Annotated in this window: 21 protein-coding genes and 5 tRNA genes; all 26 read left to right on the forward strand. The window is 27.9% G+C overall.

The features are described from left to right. Positions 1–53: 53 nt before the first annotated feature. Complete coding sequence (noc, locus tag BUA19_RS07510; protein WP_072725258.1) at positions 54–842, forward strand: nucleoid occlusion protein; 789 nt, start codon at positions 54–56, stop codon at positions 840–842. A gap of 63 nt (positions 843–905) precedes the next feature. Then, a complete protein-coding gene (locus BUA19_RS07515; protein WP_072725260.1) occupies positions 906–1,679 on the forward strand; it encodes a ParA family protein in 774 nt (257 codons plus the stop codon). A gap of 1 nt (position 1,680) precedes the next feature. Next, entirely contained in the window at positions 1,681–2,532 is an 852-nt protein-coding gene (locus BUA19_RS07520) for a ParB/RepB/Spo0J family partition protein (RefSeq protein WP_072725262.1), read from the forward strand. A gap of 12 nt (positions 2,533–2,544) precedes the next feature. Then, the gene (locus tag BUA19_RS07525) at positions 2,545–3,690 is read left to right on the forward strand and encodes an aminotransferase class V-fold PLP-dependent enzyme (RefSeq protein WP_072725264.1); all 1,146 of its coding nucleotides are present in this window, start codon (positions 2,545–2,547) and stop codon (positions 3,688–3,690) included. 72 nt (positions 3,691–3,762) lie between these two features. Next, positions 3,763–5,064: a helix-turn-helix domain-containing protein gene (locus BUA19_RS07530; protein ID WP_072725266.1), complete on the forward strand. Its 1,302-nt coding sequence runs from the start codon at positions 3,763–3,765 to the stop codon at positions 5,062–5,064. 76 nt (positions 5,065–5,140) lie between these two features. Next, complete coding sequence (locus BUA19_RS07535; protein WP_143145396.1) at positions 5,141–6,196, forward strand: DUF5711 family protein; 1,056 nt, start codon at positions 5,141–5,143, stop codon at positions 6,194–6,196. A 9-nt stretch (positions 6,197–6,205) separates the two neighbouring features. Then, positions 6,206–6,808 carry a CvpA family protein gene (locus tag BUA19_RS07540; RefSeq protein WP_072725270.1) on the forward strand — a complete coding sequence of 201 codons (603 nt, stop codon included), beginning with the start codon at positions 6,206–6,208 and terminating at the stop codon, positions 6,806–6,808. A gap of 31 nt (positions 6,809–6,839) precedes the next feature. Then, positions 6,840–7,457, forward strand: a complete 618-nt coding sequence (gene yedF / locus BUA19_RS07545) for a sulfurtransferase-like selenium metabolism protein YedF (RefSeq protein WP_072725272.1) — start codon at positions 6,840–6,842, stop codon at positions 7,455–7,457. Between the two features lie 58 nt (positions 7,458–7,515). Next, positions 7,516–7,782, forward strand: coding sequence for a DUF3343 domain-containing protein (locus BUA19_RS07550; RefSeq protein ID WP_072725274.1), 267 nt, complete (start codon positions 7,516–7,518; stop codon positions 7,780–7,782). 12 nt (positions 7,783–7,794) lie between these two features. After that, positions 7,795–8,004 (forward strand): DUF951 domain-containing protein, encoded by a 210-nt coding sequence (locus BUA19_RS07555; RefSeq protein ID WP_178137468.1) that lies wholly within the window; start codon positions 7,795–7,797, stop codon positions 8,002–8,004. A gap of 139 nt (positions 8,005–8,143) precedes the next feature. Next, positions 8,144–9,334: an aminotransferase-like domain-containing protein gene (locus BUA19_RS07560; RefSeq protein ID WP_072725276.1), complete on the forward strand. Its 1,191-nt coding sequence runs from the start codon at positions 8,144–8,146 to the stop codon at positions 9,332–9,334. A gap of 266 nt (positions 9,335–9,600) precedes the next feature. Continuing rightward, positions 9,601–9,888, forward strand: a complete 288-nt coding sequence (gene rpsF / locus BUA19_RS07565; RefSeq protein WP_072725278.1) for a 30S ribosomal protein S6 — start codon at positions 9,601–9,603, stop codon at positions 9,886–9,888. A gap of 24 nt (positions 9,889–9,912) precedes the next feature. Next, a complete protein-coding gene (locus tag BUA19_RS07570; RefSeq protein WP_072725280.1) occupies positions 9,913–10,344 on the forward strand; it encodes a single-stranded DNA-binding protein in 432 nt (143 codons plus the stop codon). A 19-nt stretch (positions 10,345–10,363) separates the two neighbouring features. Beyond that, positions 10,364–10,591, forward strand: coding sequence for a 30S ribosomal protein S18 (gene rpsR, locus BUA19_RS07575; protein WP_072725282.1), 228 nt, complete (start codon positions 10,364–10,366; stop codon positions 10,589–10,591). An 82-nt stretch (positions 10,592–10,673) separates the two neighbouring features. Beyond that, positions 10,674–10,994 (forward strand): MazG-like family protein, encoded by a 321-nt coding sequence (locus BUA19_RS07580; RefSeq protein ID WP_072725284.1) that lies wholly within the window; start codon positions 10,674–10,676, stop codon positions 10,992–10,994. Positions 10,995–11,008: 14 nt separating this feature from the next. Next, positions 11,009–11,935: a DUF2232 domain-containing protein gene (locus tag BUA19_RS07585; RefSeq protein ID WP_242939263.1), complete on the forward strand. Its 927-nt coding sequence runs from the start codon at positions 11,009–11,011 to the stop codon at positions 11,933–11,935. A gap of 14 nt (positions 11,936–11,949) precedes the next feature. Then, positions 11,950–13,944, forward strand: coding sequence for a DHH family phosphoesterase (locus BUA19_RS07590; RefSeq protein ID WP_072725288.1), 1,995 nt, complete (start codon positions 11,950–11,952; stop codon positions 13,942–13,944). 2 nt (positions 13,945–13,946) lie between these two features. Next, on the forward strand, positions 13,947–14,396 hold the full coding sequence (gene rplI, locus BUA19_RS07595) for a 50S ribosomal protein L9 (protein ID WP_072725290.1): 450 nt from the start codon (positions 13,947–13,949) through the stop codon (positions 14,394–14,396). Between the two features lie 18 nt (positions 14,397–14,414). Continuing rightward, positions 14,415–15,743: a replicative DNA helicase gene (gene dnaB, locus BUA19_RS07600; RefSeq protein WP_072725292.1), complete on the forward strand. Its 1,329-nt coding sequence runs from the start codon at positions 14,415–14,417 to the stop codon at positions 15,741–15,743. A gap of 129 nt (positions 15,744–15,872) precedes the next feature. Next, positions 15,873–17,084: an HD-GYP domain-containing protein gene (locus BUA19_RS07605; protein WP_084601990.1), complete on the forward strand. Its 1,212-nt coding sequence runs from the start codon at positions 15,873–15,875 to the stop codon at positions 17,082–17,084. Positions 17,085–17,171: 87 nt separating this feature from the next. Beyond that, positions 17,172–18,455, forward strand: a complete 1,284-nt coding sequence (locus tag BUA19_RS07610; protein ID WP_072725293.1) for an adenylosuccinate synthase — start codon at positions 17,172–17,174, stop codon at positions 18,453–18,455. Between the two features lie 122 nt (positions 18,456–18,577). Next, a tRNA-Lys gene (locus BUA19_RS07615) sits at positions 18,578–18,653 on the forward strand. 11 nt (positions 18,654–18,664) lie between these two features. Beyond that, positions 18,665–18,738: transfer RNA gene (locus BUA19_RS07620), tRNA-Cys, on the forward strand. A 28-nt stretch (positions 18,739–18,766) separates the two neighbouring features. Continuing rightward, a tRNA-Arg gene (locus tag BUA19_RS07625) sits at positions 18,767–18,843 on the forward strand. Positions 18,844–18,852: 9 nt separating this feature from the next. Beyond that, a tRNA-Val gene (locus BUA19_RS07630) sits at positions 18,853–18,928 on the forward strand. A gap of 6 nt (positions 18,929–18,934) precedes the next feature. Then, positions 18,935–19,011: transfer RNA gene (locus BUA19_RS07635), tRNA-Asp, on the forward strand. The last annotated feature ends 33 nt before the right edge of the window (positions 19,012–19,044 follow it).

Here is a 19,044-nt window from a genome sequence, read left to right on the forward strand (position 1 = left end):
ATTATTTAAGATAAAACAAATTTTATCATATTTCTTCTGAAGAGAGGGGTATTATGGAAGGTAGAAAAGTTATGGAAATACCTATAGATAGTATAATTCCAAATCCGTATCAACCTAGAAAGAGTTTTTCGCAGGCAGCACTACATGAATTAAGTGAGTCTATTAGAGCATTTGGTATACTTCAGCCTATTACGGTAAGAAAAATAAGTGATAGTAGATATGAGTTAGTTGCAGGAGAAAGAAGATTGAGAGCTGCTAAAATTGCAGGACTTAGAAATATTCCTGCTATAATTAATAATCTTTCAGATGAATCTTCGGCAATTTTAGCTCTTATAGAAAACTTACAAAGAGAAGATTTAAATTTTATAGAGGAAGCTTTAGGGTATGAAAACTTAATAAAAGATTATAATTTTACTCAACATCAACTTGCTCAAAAACTTGGGAAAAATCAATCTACAATAGCAAATAAACTCAGAATACTTAGACTTTCAGATGAAATAAAGGAAAAATTGCTTGAAAATAATTTAACTGAAAGGCATGCTCGAGCACTTCTTAAGTTGCCAGATGATGAACTTAGAATGCAGGTTTTGGATACGATAATAAAAAATGATTTAACTGTTAAGAAAACAGAAAAAATAATAAAAGATATACTAGATGATTTAACAAGTCCTAAAGAACCTGAAAAAAAACAAAAAGTAAAAGCTGCTCTTAATTTTAGAATTTATTTAAATACTTTAAAAAGTGCTTATAATGCAATAATTGATACAGGGATAAATGCAAAGTATAAAGAGTTAGATAAGGGAGATCATATAGAAGTTGTAGTTAAAATTCCTAAGGTTTAAGATTACTGTTGTATCGGTAATCTTTTTTTCAAAGTTTTAAAGAGAGGTAAAGGGGGAATTTAAATGGGCAAGATAATTGCTGTTTTTAATCAAAAGGGGGGAGTTGGCAAAACCACGACAAATGTAAATTTAAGTGCATGTATAGGAAAATTAGGTAAGAAAATTTTAGTTGTGGATTTAGATCCCCAAGGAAATACAACTAGTGGCTTTGGAATAGAAAAAGAAGATGTCGATTATACAGTATATAATGTTTTGTTGGGAGAAAAGAATGTAAAGGATATAATTGTAAAAACTGAATTTGAAAATATATACGTACTTCCTTCCTCAACAGAACTAGCTGGAGCTGAAATTGAACTTACAGGGATGGATAATAGAGAGTTTGTCTTAAAAAATATATTAGATGAAGTAAAAGAGGAATATGATTACATATTTATAGATTGCCCTCCATCTTTAGGAATGTTAACTATAAATTCTCTTGTAGCGGTAGATAGTGTTTTAATTCCTATACAATGTGAGTATTATGCTTTAGAGGGTGTTAGTCAACTAATGGGTACTATTTCTTTAGTTAAGGAAAATCTCAATCCAAAGCTTGAGATTCAAGGAGTTGTTTTGAGTATGTTTGATGGCAGGGCAAATCTTTCTATTCAAGTAGTTGAAGAAGTAAAAAAATATTTTAAGGGAAGCGTGTATACAACAATTGTTCCGAGAAATGTAAGGCTTGCTGAAGCACCTAGCCATGGTAAACCTGTTATATATTATGATCCTAAGTGTAAGGGCTCTTTAGCATATACTGAACTTGCCGAAGAATTTATTGATTTAGAAGAGGATGTGATATAAGATGGCTAAAAATAGGTTAGGAAAAGGCTTGAGCGCTTTAATACCGAATGTAAAAGATAATTTAAGTGATAAAGAAATAGTTAATTTAGATATAAACAAATTATATGCAAATACAGACCAGCCGAGAAAGATATTTGACAGAGAGAAATTGGAAATTCTTTCTGAATCTATAAAAAATTATGGAGTTTTACAACCCATAGTGGTAAAAAAAGAAGATGATGGATATATGATTATAGCAGGAGAAAGAAGATTTAGAGCTGCTAAGATGGCTGGTTTAAAAGAAATTCCTGCAGTGATAAAAAATCTTCCTCTTAAAGATATAATGGAAATAGCGCTTATTGAAAATTTACAGAGAGAAGATTTAAATGCTATAGAGGAGGCTTTAGCATATAAAAGCCTTATAGAGAATTATAAAGTTACACAAGAAGAGATATCAGAGGCTGTTGGTAAAAGTAGACCTCATATAACTAATACTTTGAGACTTTTGAATTTGGGAGAAAATGTTATAAAACTCATTGAAGAAAATAAAATTACTCCAGGCCATGGAAAGGCACTTCTTAGAATAGAAGATAAAGATGTTCAGTATGAAATAGCTAAGAAAATAGAAAAAGAAGGACTTTCTGTAAGAGAAACAGAAGCTTTAGCTAAAAACATAGTTGAAAAAAAAGATGTTAAGACTAACAAAAAATATAAAGATCCATTTATTATAGAAATAGAAGATAGATTGAGAAATTTATTTGGAACAAAAGTGAATATATCAAGAGGAAAGAAGAAAGGAAAAATTGAAATAGAATACTACAATGAAGAAGAACTTGAAAATATATTAGGGTACATATTAGAAAGAGAAGCTTAGGGGGAAATTTTTATGATTTATTTAGATAATGCTGCAACTACTTTTCCAAAACCTGAAGAAGTTTATGAAGCAGTGTTGAGTTGTATGAAAAATTATGGCGCAAATCCTGGTAGAGCAGGTCATAAATTAGCTTTATCAGCAGGAAGAATAATATATGAAGCAAGAGAAAATTTGTCTAAATTGTTTAATATAGATAATCCTATGAATATTATATTTACATATAATGCTACAGATTCCTTAAATTTAGCTATAAAAGGAATTGTTCAAAAAGGAGATCACATTATTACAACAAGTATGGAACATAATTCTGTTATAAGACCTATTAAAGAGTTAGAAAAAATAGGTGTGGAAAATACAATTGTACAGTGTAATGAACTAGGAGAATTGAACCCTGATGATATAAAAAAAGCTATAAAGAAAAATACAAAGCTTATAGTAACGACACATTCTTCAAATGTATGTGGAACAATTGTTGATATAGAAGCTATAGGAAAAATTGCCAGGGAAATGAATATAACATATTTAGTTGATGCAGCTCAAACAGCAGGTGTTTATGATATTGATGTGAAAAAAATGAATATAGATATGTTAGCACTTCCTGGACATAAAGGATTATTAGGGCCTCAAGGAACAGGAGTACTTTATTTAAAAGAAGGAGTTAAATTAAATCAGTTAAGAGAAGGTGGAACGGGAAGTAAATCTGAAGAACTTACTCAGCCTCATATAATACCTGATAGATATGAATCAGGAACTCCTAATACTCCTGGAATAGCAGGGTTAAATGAAGGAGTTAAATTTATATTAAAAGAAGGTATTGATAAAATAAGAAGGTATGAAGAGGAATTAACTCAGTATTTTATAGATGGATTAAAAGAAATACCTATGGTAAAAATATATGGACCTAAAAATAGTAAAAAGCAATCATCAGTAGTATCTATAAATGTAGGAGAAGAAGATTCGTCAGAAATTAGTTATGTTTTAGATTCTGTGTTTAATATAGCGACAAGGTCTGGACTTCATTGTGCTCCGCTTGCACATAAAACATTAGGGACATTTGAGCAAGGAACAGTTAGATTTAGTATAGGATATTTTAACAATAAAGAAGAGATAAATAAAGCGTTACAGGCTTTAAAAAGTATAGTTGCTGAAATTAAGTAATTATAATGTTGTATTATGACCTATTAATAAGTTATAATTTAAAGTAGATAAATTTGTTTTGGAGGACTAGATATGGAAATACTTAGCCTAGGGGAAAAGATAAAAAAACTTAGAAAAGAAAAAAATTTAACACTTAAAGAATTAGCAGGTAATAGAATAACAGCAGCTCAAATAAGTCATATAGAAAGAGATAAGTCATATCCTAGTCAAGATCTTTTGGAGTATTTTGCGAAAAAATTAGATGTAAGTATTGATTATTTATTGGAAAGTAAAGATGTTCAGGCAAAAAAAATAACTAATAATTTGTTGACAAAATGTAAAATTTATATAAAGTCAGGAGAATTTGAAAAAGCTAAAGAGGAAATAAATAAAGTTATAGAAATTTGTAAAGAATATCAACTTTATGAAAATTATGGAGAAGCTAAATTTTTGTCAGGATTGATTTGTTTAAATGAAAAAAATTATGAATTAGCTGTAGATAATTTTGAAAGAAGTTTGATTTTTAATATTAAGGTGTCAAATTTTGAAAAAATAATTCAATGTTATTTAGAAATAGGTAAAATTTATTTAGAAGAAGGTTTTTATAAAGTAGCTTTGGATAAATTTATTCAAGGAGAAAACCTTTTTTTAGAACATGAAATAAAAAATAATGAAATAAAAAAAGAGCTGTATACGTATATGTCTTATTGTTATATTAAATTAGAAGATAATATAAAGTCTTTGAGATATGCAAAAAAAATACATGAAATAGAAGATAGTGAGAAGAATATAAAGAAAAAAGCTGATAGTTTGTTTTTGATAGGAAGCAATCTTTTAGATATGGGAAAATGGGATGAAGCTAAAGAATATCTAAATAAAGCTTTGAAAATATATGAAGAAGAAAATAAAAAAAATGAATTTGCAAAAACTCAAATTATTATGTCTAAAATATATAGTAAGTTAAAAAAATATGAAGATGCTTTAGAGTGTGTTAAAAAAGCTTATATAACAAAAAGAGAATATGAAGATAGAGAATTAATTAATGTATTGTTTGAATATATAAATATTTTAATAGATACATGCGATTTTGAAAATGCTAAGAAATACGGTAAAAAGGCGTTGGCTATTTCTATAAGAATAAGAGATAAGAGATTGGAGTATAAATCGTTAAAGTATTATGCAAAAGTGTATCAAAAAGAAGGAGATTTAAATACAGCAATTGAACATTTAAAAAAATGTTTATATATAATAGAGGAAATAGGAGATAAAAAAGAATTAGCAGATTTATATATACAACTTGCTCAAACTTACTCTAAGTTATCAAAAGAAAAAGAATTAGAATATTATACAAAGGGAATAGAAATATATAAAGAATTGGATATAATAGAAGAATAGGTTAATAGACTCTTTATAATAGAGTCTATTTTTTGTATGATAAAAATTAGAAGTAAAAATGAAAGAAGGAGTAAATATGAAAAAAAGTAAAATTGTAATATTAGCAACTATTTTGATAATAGTTTTATTAAATTCTAAGACTATAAGTTTAATAAAAAATAAAGTAAATAATTCTGAAGTTAAAATAAATAAAATAAAAGAAATATCTTTGGGATATAAAAGTAATATTAGTTTTTTAAAATACAGGCAAGGTTTTTTGGTATATGATGGAAAATCTTTAAATTACATAAATAGTAATGCTGAAAGAATATTTAGTTTAAACGTAAGAATGGATAATTATAGCATTGATACAGATAATTCTAATATATATTTATTAGATAGAATGAATAAAGAGGCGTATATAGTAGATAAAAAAGGAACTTTAATTAAAAAAATAAGAATTAAAGAAAAACCTATTATAATAAAAGCATTAAAAAATAATAGTTTTTTAATACATTACTCTACAAATGTAGAAGTAGAAGGGGTAAAAATATATGATATAAATGGAAATGAAATAAAAGATATATCTATTCCAAAAATAACTATAAATCTTGTAGAAACAGATTTAAATACAGGAGCTTTTTTAATAAGTGGAAATACTGTAGAGAACGATAGTTTATACAATAATATATTTTATTATAATAAAAAAGGGGAATTAATGTATTCTGATAAAATAGAAAATAAAGTATTTGTAAAAACTATATTTGTGGATGACAATATAGATTTAATAGATCCTACAGAAGTGGAAATACGAGATAGAGAATTTAATGTATTAAATAAAATTAATTTAGATGAAAATGTAAAATACGTTAATTTAATAAATGATTATATAACAATTATAGATGATTCAGGAAATTTAATATATATTGATCAAACAGGAAATAAAAAGATAATTAAGTGTCCTGTAAAAAATGTACAGGGAATTAAACAAATTGGAAAAGAAAAGATAATTTATTCAGATAGGAGTATATATTTTACAAAGTATAAGAAGATATATGACTTTTCAAAAGATATAGTTGATGTTTTGAGTTTAGATGATAAAAATTTAATTGTTGTATTTAGGGGATCAATAGAATTTTTAAATATTAATTAGGAGGTTTTTATGAATTTTAATTATATAGATATAGGTATAGTGATAATGATTTTTTTATTTGGATTAAAAGGATTTCATATAGGGTTTATTAGGTCTTTATTTAATTTTTTTAAATATATAATATCTCTGTTAGTTTGTAAAATATATTATAAACCTGTAATGGATTATATATTACAGGATCAAAAAATGTATAATTTTTTTAAAAGTTTTGTAGAAAATATTTTTGTAAAAATAGTAAATACAAATATATTAATAGAGGTTATTACTAAAGTATTTATAGAAATTACAGTTATATTAGGAATATTTATTATATCAAATGTTATACTTGGGATGTTAATAAATATTGTAGATTCTGTATTTAAATTTACACCTTTAAAAATACTAAATAAATCAATGGGGTTTGTATTTGGAAGTATTAAAGGAGTAATATTTTTATTGTTAATATTAACATTGCTTCATCCGTTTTTAGTGTTATTTGAAAAAGAAAAATTGATAATAGATTTAAATAATTCTTTATTGATAAAATATTTATATATGTACAACTTTATATTTAAATATTTTAATAATTTTATAGAAATATTTAATAAATATAGTGTAAGTATTATGTTATAATAATTATTAAATAAGTGAAGGGGGATAATAGATGAAAATAGAAGTAGATGCAAGAGGGCTTGCTTGTCCACAACCAGTAATAAAAACAAAAAAGGAATTGGATAAAATAAAAGAAGGTACAGTTATTACTTTGGTTGACAATGAAATAGCAAAAGAAAATGTATTAAAGCTAGCTAACTCAATGAATTGTAGTGCAAAATTTTATAAAAAAGATGATATTTTTTATATAGAAATTGATAAAGGAAAAGAATCCATAGATATACAAGAGGAAAGTATAGAATGTAAAGAGTGCATGATAAAAACAGAAAATAAAGAAGATAAAGTTATATACATATCTTCTGATTGTATGGGTAGAGGGTCTGATGAATTGGGAAAAATACTTATAAAAGGATTTATATATACTCTTACAGAAATAACGCCTTATCCAAAAGCTGTTATTTTTGTGAATAGTGCAGTAAAATTAACTACTGAAAATGAAGAAACGATAGAAAACTTGAAAAAGCTAGAAAAAGAAGGAGTAGAAATATTATCTTGTGGGACATGCCTTGATTACTTTAACTTAAAAGATAAGTTAAGGGTTGGGAAAATTTCAAATATGTACGATATAGTGGAAAAATTAAAAGGAGCTTCAAATACATTATCAATATAGACTACAATTAGATTGTAGTCTATTTTTCTAAAATATTTAATTTTAAAGGAGAAATAATATGAGTAGTAGTATATATGTTATAACTTTTAATTCAACTCATCATGCTATAAGATTTGAAAAAATATTAAAAGAACTGAATTTTGTAATTACAACAATACCAACTCCTAGAGAAATAAGTTCAAGTTGTGGACTTTCAATAAAATTTGAAGAAAAGGCATTTGAAGATATAAAATTTAATATTAAAAAATTCGATATAGAATATTATGGAATATTTAAAGTAACTAAGTTGAATAATGGAAAAAAAGAAATATTGAAGTTGAGTTAGGAGGAAATAAAAATGCCGATGAAGTTAAATGTAGGAGATATAGTAGAATTGAGAAAAAGTCATCCTTGTGGAGGAAATGTATTTGAAATAATGAGATGTGGCATGGATTTTAGAATAAAATGCCAAAAATGTAACAAGCAAGTATGGATTGACAGAGTAAATTTAGAAAAAAGAATAAAAAAAGTAATAAAAAAGGAAGATTTACAAGAAAAAGATAGTTAAAAAATTTACAAAAAATAGAAAAATGAATATTCTGTATATTCTTTAAAAAGTAGGCAAGTTATATCAAAAGTGATATAATATATTCAAATAGACTTCGGAAAATGTTTTCCTGATGTTTATAATTTTTGGAGGTGTTTTTATGGCTGTAAAATTTGCTGATCGCATGGAAAATCTTAAAGCTTCTGAAATTCGTGAGCTGTTAAAGTTAACAGAAAAGCCAGAAGTAATTTCATTTGCAGGAGGACTTCCAGCTCCAGAATTATTTCCTGTAGAAGAAATGAAAGAAGTTGCAATTAAAGTTCTCGAAGAAGGTGGAAAACAAGCTTTACAATATGCTGCAACAGAAGGCTTTATTCCTTTAAGAAAAGCAATTGCAAATAGAATGAATACTAAATTTAAAACAGATGTATCGTATGAAGATATATTGATAACAAGTGGTTCTCAACAAGGACTAGATTTTTCGGGAAAAATATTTTTAAATGAAGGCGATGTAGTATTATGTGAAAGTCCGTCTTATTTAGGTGCATTAAATGCTTTTAAAGCATACGGACCTAAGTTTATAGAGGTACCGACTGATGAAAATGGAATGATTATGGAAGAACTTGAAAAAATACTTGATACTACAGAAAATGTTAAAATGATCTATGTAATTCCAGATTTTCAAAATCCGACAGGAAGAACTTGGCCTATGGAAAGACGCAAGAAATTCATGGAAATAATAAATAAATATGAAGTGCCTGTAATAGAGGATAATCCTTATGGAGAATTGAGATTTGAAGGAGAAATACTACCTTCTTTAAAAGCCATGGATGAGAAAGGATTAGTTATATTTTTAGGAAGTTTTTCCAAAATATTTTGTCCAGGATTTAGAATCGGTTGGGTAGCAGCTAGTAAAAAAATACTAGAAAAATACATAATGATAAAACAAAGTGCGGATTTACAGACATCTACAATAGGACAAAGAGAAGTTGCTAAATTTATGGAAATTTATGATTTGGATAAACATGTAGAAAAAATTAAAGCTGTTTATAAAAAACGTAGAGATTTAATGCTTCAAACAATGAAAGATGAGTTTCCAGAAGGATTAAAATACACTTATCCGGAAGGAGGATTATTTACTTGGGTAGAACTTCCAGAAAATATAAATGCTAAAGATGTTATGGCTAAGTGCTTAGAAAATAATGTTGCTTTTGTTCCGGGTGGATCTTTCTTCCCTAATGGAGGTAAAGAGAATACATTTAGATTAAATTATTCTAATATGACAGAAGAAAGAATAGTTGAAGGAGTAAAAAGACTTGCTAAAGTTTTAAAAGAAGTACTTAATAAATAATTTATATAAAAAATTAGGAGTGGATAGAACCACTCCTTTTATTGTAAGGGGGAGATTGGGATGAAAAATATTAAGTTGTGGGGGCTATCTACTTATATGATTGCCATATTTTAAATATTATATACATTAATTTTGATTAAATTATGAATTTTATTTTGTTTGACTTTTTTTAAAAAAAGTGATAAAATCTTAAGGTATGAGCTTAGTCTCATTTCTCTGCCCTATTAAGTTAGGGCCGTTTAAGTCCAAAGGGAGGTGAATTTATAATGAAAAAATATGAATTAATTTATGTATTAAAACCAAATGTAGAAGAAGAAGTAAAAGAAAAAGTACAAAACAAAGTTAAAGAAATGGTTGAATCAGTAAATGGACAAGTTGAAAATGTTGATGTATGGGGTAACAAAAAATTAGCTTATCCAATACAAAAGTTTACTGAAGGATACTATGTATTAGTGAACTTTACAGCTAATACAGAGTTACCAAAAGAAATCGATAGAAATTTAAGAATCAATGAAAATGTAATAAGACATATGATTGTTAATATTGAAGAGTAATAGTATTTATTAGGTGGTGTTTTTATGAATAGTGTTGTTTTGGTGGGCAGGTTAACTCGTGACCCAGAACTTAGGTACATTCCAGGAACAGGAAAACCAGTAGCCACCTTTTCGTTAGCAGTAAATAGACCTTTTACTAACAAAGAAGGAAAAAGAGAAGCTGATTTTTTTAATATAGTAGTTTGGGGAAAAGCAGGAGAAAATTGTGCTAACTATCTTTCTAAAGGAAGATTAGTGTCTGTTAAAGGTTCAATTCAAAATAGAACTTATGAAACCCAAACTGGAGAAAAAAGATATATAACAGAGATTATTGCAGATAGAGTAGAATTTTTAGAATCAAAAAATAGATTAGAATCTCAAAATTCAGTTTCGGATAATCTTGAAAGAAATTTTGAGCCAGTAGGGCTTGATCCAGAAGGTTTTCAAGCACTAGATGATGATGATATTCCATTCTAAGAAGAAGGAGGGAAGTTTTGTGGTGAATAAAAGAAGACGTCGTAAGAGAAGAGTATGTGCTTTTTGTGCTGACAAAAACGCTAAAATAGATTATAAAAATGTAAGTAAGTTATCTAAGTACATCACAGAAAGAGGTAAAATATTACCTAGAAGAATTTCTGGAACATGTGCTAAACATCAAAGAGAATTAACTACAGCTATAAAAAGAGCTAGAAATATAGCACTTTTACCATATACAATAGACTAATAAAAACGAGCCTTTTGGCTCGTTTTTTATATATAGTGGACGTTTTTATATGGTATAATTGTATATTAAGGGGGGATATGTTTTGAAAATAGATAGAGGACTTGAGGTTACTAGAAATATAAAGATAATAGAATGGCTTAAAACGGAAATGCTAAATAGTATAGCTGCTCTATATGATTTAATGTTAAAAGGGGCAAGTTATACTGATGAAGTAATTCAGGATATTCTTGCAAATATAATAATGGTAACCTATTTATTGGGAAGAAGATTGGGATTTAATTTTTCTGATATAGATAAAAAAATGAGGGAAAAAATAATAATAGCCATAAATGAAGAACATAAGGTTGAAAAATGGTATAACGATTTGACAAAATTAAAGGATCATATAAAATTTAGGGAGTGATTTTTTTGATAAATATGAGCAATAGACAAAGATTAACAGAAGCAGGTATTGTATCAGTCATAGGTGTTATATTTTCAATATTAGTTAATAATATTCCTTTTTTAAGTTTATTTGCTTTGTTTATTTCAATTCCTTATATAATAATTACAGCTAGGTGTGGAATAAAACATTCAATTATTTCTATTGTAGTATCTTCGGTTATTTTGCTGTTTGTAACAAATCCAATTTATGCTTTAACTGTGTTTTTATTATTTTTTGTTCCAGCTGTATTTATTGGATACAATATTTATAAAAATAAGTCGCCTGTAAATGCTGTATCTTGGGGAGCATTTGCATCTATTATAACTATAGTAATATACATTAAGTTAGTTGTAGTATTTTTTAATTTTGATATAATAGAGCAAACTATAAAAATGTTTGAGCAAGCTTTAAATATGCAACAAGAGTTTTTAACTCAATTAAATTCGATGGAAAAAAACTCAAAAATAGCATTTATAATGGAATATATATTGACAATTATACCTAGTATAGTGATAATTATTCCGTCTATAATAATTTCTTTTACAAATTATTTTGTGTCGTTATTTATATTGAGGAGAACTAAAGGGTATAATGAAAAATTGCCTAGTATTAAAGATTTTGCACTTCCAGGAAATATATTTATAGGAGTAATTTTGATATATTTATTGTCAATGATTCTAAAGGATATTAATGGAATTTATTATAACACAATAATTATAAATACAGAAATAGTGTTTTTAATTATATTTTTAATTCAGGGAATTTGTGTATATAGTTATTTTTTAGATAAAATAAAAGTAAGACAGGGAATTAAGAATATACTTTTAGTAGTATCTATATTAATAGGACCTTTGCTGTTTATGATGTCAATAATTGGGATGATAGATTCCGTAGTAGATTTTAGAAGGATAAGAAGGTAATTTAGGAGGGGCTTATGAAAGATAAGCTAAATTTAAAGATTTGTTTACCTGAAACTAATATGTATTTTATTATAATATTTATATTGAGTTTAACGGTGTTTTTTTATAATTTTTATTTGGGAATTGCTTTTTTTATTGTGTTTTTATATTTAGTTTATCATAATTTGAAAATCAGATATATAAGACGTGATGAATGGACTAAATATATTGAAAATTTATCCATAGATATAGATGATACTACTAAAAAAGCTATTTTAAATTTACCTATACCACTTTGTGTTTTGGAATTTGATGGAAGAATAAATTGGTATAATAATAAATTTTCAAATATGATAAATGAAAGAAACATTTTAGGGAAAGGGATACAAGATTTTATTCCAAATTTGAGTTTGAGAAAAGTGTTGAATGAAAGTAAAGAACTGTATACTGAAGTCGATTATAATAATAAAAAATATAATGTTATATATAATATAGTAAAAAGTAGAAGAGAAAATGATGTAAAATATTTGATAATGGTATACTGGATAGATAAAACAGAATATGTTAAATTATTAAATAAATATGAAGAAGAAAAAACAGTAATAGCTCTTATTCAAATTGATAGTTACGATGAAGTTTTAGAGAGTGCAAAGCAAGATGTGAGACCTTTGATTATTGCAGAACTTGAGAGAAAATTGAATTCTTGGGCATTAAGTTTAAAAGGAGCTTTTAGAAAAAATAGTAAGGATAAATATACTTTGATAATTACAGCTAAAGAATTAGAAAATTTGGAAGCAGATAAATTTACTATACTTGATGAAATAAGGGAAATTGATTATGGAAATAAGTTGCCTTTTTCATTAAGTATAGGAATAGGATTTATGGGGGAAACTCTTCAAGAAAATTTAAAGTATGCTATTAGTGCGCTTGATCTTGCATTAGGTAGAGGTGGAGATCAAGCTGTTATAAAGAGAAAAGATAAATCTATATTTTATGGAGGGAAATCTAAGGCTGTAGAGAAAAAGACAAAAGTTAAGTCAAGGCTTATAGGACATGCATTAAAGGATTTAATACTTGACTCCAAAGATATATATATCATGGGACATAAATATCCAGATTTAGATTCAATAGGAGCTGCTATTGGGATTTACAATATTTGTATATCGCTGAATAAAAAGTCTAATATTGTTATTCAATCTTTAAATTCTTCAATAGATTTATTTATGGAAAGAGTAAAAAGTGATGAAAAATATAAAGATGCATTTATTGGTAAAGACGAAGCTATAAGATATTGTACTAAGGATAGTTTGGTTATAGTTGTAGATACTCATAGACCAAATTTTACTGAATGTGAAGAATTGCTTAAAATATCTGAAAGGATAGTAGTAATTGATCATCACAGAAGAGGTGTAGAATTTATAGATAATGCAGTTTTGATTTATCATGAAACATATGCTTCTTCTACTTGTGAAATGGTAACAGAATTAATTCAATATATAGATGAAAAAACAAATATAGATAAGTTAGCTGCAGAAGCTTTACTTGCAGGGATTACTCTAGATACTAAAAATTTCACATTTAAAACAGGAGTTAGAACATTTGAAGCAGCTTCTATTTTAAGAAAATTAGGAGCTGATACAACATCTGTAAAGAAGTTATTTCAAGATGATTTAGATAATTTTATTGCAAAGGCTGAAATAATAAAAAATGCTAAAATAATACAAAGTAAAATTGCTATATCAGTTTGTCCTGTTGATGCTGAAAATTCAAAATTAGTTGCAGCTCAAGGAGCTGATGAACTTTTAAATATAAAAGGAATAATAGCATCTTTTGTATTGGCAAAGGGTATTGATGATGTAGTATATATAAGTGCAAGATCTCTTGGAGAGATAAATGTACAAGTGCTTATGGAGAAACTTGGAGGTGGAGGACATATTGATGTAGCAGGAGCACAGCTTAAAGATGTTTCTATTGAGGAAACAATTAGAATAATAGAAGAATTAGTAAATGAATACTTAAAGGAGGATTAGATATGAAAGTTATTTTATTAAAGGATATAAAAGGGACTGGAAAAAAAGGTGATGTAATTAATGTAAGTGATGGATATGCAAGAAATTATTTATTTCCAAGGAATTTAGCTAAGGAAGCAACTAAAGGAAATTTAAAAGTTTTAAATGATCAAAAAACAGCTCAAAGATTAAGAGAAGAAAGAGAATTTGAAAAGGCTAAAGAACTTGGAAAAGAAATGGAAAAAATAACTTTGACTTTATATTCTAAAGCTGGAGAAGGAGGAAGATTGTTTGGATCTGTAACTTCAAAAGATATAGCTTTGGAATTAAAGAAGAAACACAAGATAGATGTAGATAAAAGAAAAGTTTTATTAGATGAACCTATAAGATGTTTAGGTGCTAGATATGTTGAAATTAAAATTCACCCTAAAGTAGTTACTAAAATAAGAGTGGATGTAAAGGAAAAGAAATAGTTTTTAGGAGGGGGCAAAATGGAATATATGGGAAGAATTCCTCCTCATAGTATAGATGCAGAGCAGTCTGTTTTAGGTGCTATATTACTTGATAAGGATGCTATTGTAGTTGTTTCTGAGGTAATAAAACCTGAAGATTTTTATAAAGATGTTCATAAAGAAATTTATGAGGCTATAATTACTCTTTATAGAGAAAGCGAGCCTATTGATATAGTTACATTGACGGAAGAATTGAAAAGGAGAAATACTTTAGATTTAGTAGGTGGAATAACTTATTTAACAAATCTTTCCACTGCTGTTCCGAGCACTTCAAATGTTAAAAATTATGCCGATATAGTAAAGGAAAAGTCTGTTTTAAGAAAATTAATAAAAGCTTCTTCTGAAATTTTGGATTTAGGATATACAGGGTCAGAAGACATTGATAGAATTTTAGAATCAGCAGAAAAAAAGATATTTGATATATCTCAAGAAAAAACAGGAGATAATTTAAAACCAATAAGTGATGTTTTGATGAGTGCATATGATACTTTAGAAGAACTTTATAAGAATAAAGGAAGTATCACAGGGATTACTACTGGATTTATAGATTTAGATAGAAAAACTAATGGTCTTCAAAGAACAGATTTGGTACTCATAGCAGCTCGTCCAGCTATGGGGAAAACTGCTTTTTCTTTGAATTTAGTTCAAAATGCAGCTTTAAAGGATAATATATCAGCTGCTGTTTTTAGTCTTGAGATGTCAAAAGAACAGCTTATACAGCGTATGCTTTCAGCGCAGTCTCATGTAGAACTTAATAAATTGAAAACAGGGAATTTAGATGAAGATGATTGGCCAAAGCTTATAGAGGCTATGGGAGCTTTGTCTAGGGCAAAAATTTATATAGATGATACTCCTGGTATAACTATAATGGAAGTGAGATCTAAATGTAGAAGGCTTAAAATAGAAAAGGGACTTGACCTTGTATTAATAGATTACCTTCAACTTATGGAAAGTGATTCTAAAAGTGAAAGTAGACAGCAAGAGATATCTAAAATATCTAGGTCATTAAAAATTCTTGCAAAAGAGTTAAATTGTCCAGTTATAGCTTTATCTCAACTTTCTCGTGCTCCTGAGCTTAGATCTGATCATAGACCTATACTTTCAGATCTTAGAGAATCTGGGGCAATTGAACAAGATGCAGATATAGTTATGTTTTTGTATAGGGATGAATATTATCATCCAGATTCAGAAAAGAAAAATATAGGGGAAATAATTATAGCAAAACATCGCCATGGCGAAACTGGTACTGTGGAGCTTGCTTGGCTTGGGGAGTTTCAAAAATTTCACAATTTGGCTAGAAATATGTAATTTTGCAAAGTCCAATATTATTTAAATAGTATTGGACTTTCATTGTATTTGTTATAATAAATATCCACATTATCCACAAGATATATGTTGATAAATGTAGGGTTATAATAAAAAGGGAGAAATAAGAGGATGAATATTAAATGTGTAAATAGTAAAATAGAAGTTAGATTAGACGAACTTTTATCATCACTCTCTATAGCTTTAGATTTGACAGAGAACAAAAGTTTAGACCATTCAAGAAGAACTGCTTATATATCTTATAGAATAGCTGAAAAATTAAATGTCAATCAAGATATAAAAGAAAATGTATATTATGCATCGTTTTTACATGATATAGGAATATCGAATATGCCATATCAAGGTAGTTTAGAGGAAATACATAGTAGTTTAAATTTAAAGAAAGCGCATTCTGATATGGGTTATAAAATAGTAAAGAATTTGCCATTTGATGAGGATATATCAAAGTATATATTATATCATCATGAAAATTACGATGGTTCAGGTCCAAATTTTATAGCTAGAGATGATATTCCAATAGGAGCACAAATAATTTCAATAGGAGATTATTTTGATATTGCTCATAAAAGAGGGGATATTTCTAATAAAGAAAAAGAAAGAATGAGAGAATTAATAAAGTCAAATAAAAATAAAAAATTTAATCCAGAAATAGTGGAAGCTCTTTTGGAGCTAATGGAAACTGATAAGTTTTGGCTTGATTTATCTATTAATTTAAACTATGAAGTAATGAATTTGATAACGCCAGAAAAGGTAAAATTAATAACAATAGATGAGCTTGGACAAATAGCGAAGGCTTTCTCAGTTATTATAGATGGAAAAAGTAAATTTACACATTTACATTCAACTGGTTTAGCTAATAATGTATATAAAGTTGCAAAATATATTGGATTTGATGAGCAAAAGAGCAGGAAAATGGAAATAGCAGGATATTTGCATGATATAGGAAAACTTGCTGTTCCAAATTATATATTAGATAAACCAGGAAAATTAACTGTTGAAGAATTTAATATTATCAAGACACATGCATATTGGACTAAGTTGATATTGTCGCAAGTGAAAAGCTTTAGAGATGATATTGCACAGTGGGCAGGGAATCATCACGAGAAACTAAATGGACAAGGTTATCCTGAAAAGTTAAAAGGAGATGAAATTACAAAAGAAGATCAAATTGTGGGAATTTGTGATATATATCAAGCTTTAACAGAAGATAGACCATATAGAAAAGGTATGGATAAATTAACAGCTTTAAGTATAATAAAAGATATAGTATATAGTGGTGGATTTGATGAAAAAATATATAAGCTATTTAAAGAAGCTATATAAAATTTTTGATTATTGATTTAAAAACGAATATTTGATAGAATTATAATCGCAGTGTTCGTTACTTTGTGAATAAAGAGGTGAATTTAAATGTCAACAGTAGCTATTATAGGTTCTCAATGGGGAGACGAAGGAAAGGGTAAAGTAATAGATTATTTAGCGAGAAAAGCAGATGTTGTTGTAAGAGGACAAGGAGGAAATAATGCAGGACATACTCTTGTAGTTGGAGATAAAAAGTATGCACTTCATTTAATTCCTTCAGGGATATTAAATCCAGAAACTATAAATATAATAGGTAATGGAGTAGTATTTGATCCTAAGGGATTTTTAGAAGAAATAAATATGCTAAAAAGAGATAATATATCTACTAAAAATATAAAAATAAGTGATAGAGCTCATGTTATATTTCCTTATCATAAAAAATTAGATGAGTTAGCTGAACTTTCAAGAGGAAAAAATAAGATAGGAACTACTAAAAAAGGTATAGGTCCTTGTTATATGGACAAGACGGAGAGAACAGGGATTAGAATTTGTGATTTAATTGATGAGGAAATTTTTAAAATAAAATTAAAAGAACAAATAGATAAAAAGAATGAAATAATAGAAAAGATATATGGAGAAAAAGGTTTTAAATTTGATGAAATATATGAAGAATATGTAGAGTATTCAAAACAAATTAAGGAATATGTAGATGATACATCTGTGATACTTTACAATGCTATAAAAGAAGGAAAAAAAGTGTTGTTTGAAGGAGCACAAGGGACGTTACTCGATTTAGATTTAGGTACATATCCTTATGTAACATCTTCACATCCAACATCAGGAGGATTTTGTGTAGGTTCAGGAATTGGTCCTAATATGATAAAAGATGTTTTAGGAATAGTAAAGGCGTATACGACTAGAGTTGGAAAAGGACCATTTGTTACAGAGTTATTTGATGAAATAGGAGATAGAATAAGAAAAAACGGCAATGAATTTGGAACAACAACAGGAAGACCTAGAAGATGTGGATGGTTTGATTCGGTAATAGTAAGATATGCAGCAAGAGTAAATGGACTTACATGCATTTCATTAATGCTTTTAGATGTTTTAACAGGATTTGAGAAAGTGAAAATATGTACAGGATATAAATTAGGAGATAAAGTAATAAAAGAGTTCCCAGCGTCTTTAGAAGTTTTAGAAAAGTGTGAGCCTATTTATGAAGAATTAGATGGATGGACTGAAGATATAAGTGATGCTACTAAATTTGAAGATCTTCCTGAAAATGCTCAAAAGTATGTTAAAAGAATAGAGGAGTTAGTAGGAGTAGATGTACAAATAATATCAGTAGGACCTAAGAGAACTCAAACTATAGTGAGAAAAGAAATATTTTAACAACAAAAGTCTCGATATTATCGGGACTTTTGTTTTACAAAAAAACATAAAAAATTTGAAAAAAGATGTTGACATGTGTAGAAAAACATAGTAATATATATACCTGTGAGCGGCAAAAATAAGACCCATTAGCTCAGTCGGTAGAGCACCTGACTTTTAATCAGGGTGTCCCGCGTTCGAGTCGCGGATGGGTCACCAAATTATATAATGGCGGCATAGCCAAGTGGTAAGGCAGAGGACTGCAACTCCTTTATCCCCAGTTCGAATCTGGGTGCCGCCTCCATTTTTTTTATTATTAAAATTTGATATATGCGCCTATAGCTCAACTGGATAGAGTGTCTGACTACGAATCAGAAGGTTGGGGGTTCGAGTCCCTCTGGGCGCACCACATTAAAATGGGCTCATAGCTCAGCTGGGAGAGCACCTGCCTTACAAGCAGGGGGTCACAGGTTCGAGCCCTGTTGAGCCCACCAATATTTGGCCTGGTAGTTCAGTTGGTTAGAATGCCAGCCTGTCACGCTGGAGGTCGAGGGTTCGAGTCCCTTCCAGGTCGCCAATTAAATATGCTGGCGTAGCTCAATTGGTAGAG

Source organism: Tepidibacter thalassicus DSM 15285, assembly GCF_900129915.1.
GTDB classification, from domain to species: domain Bacteria; phylum Bacillota; class Clostridia; order Peptostreptococcales; family Peptostreptococcaceae; genus Tepidibacter; species Tepidibacter thalassicus.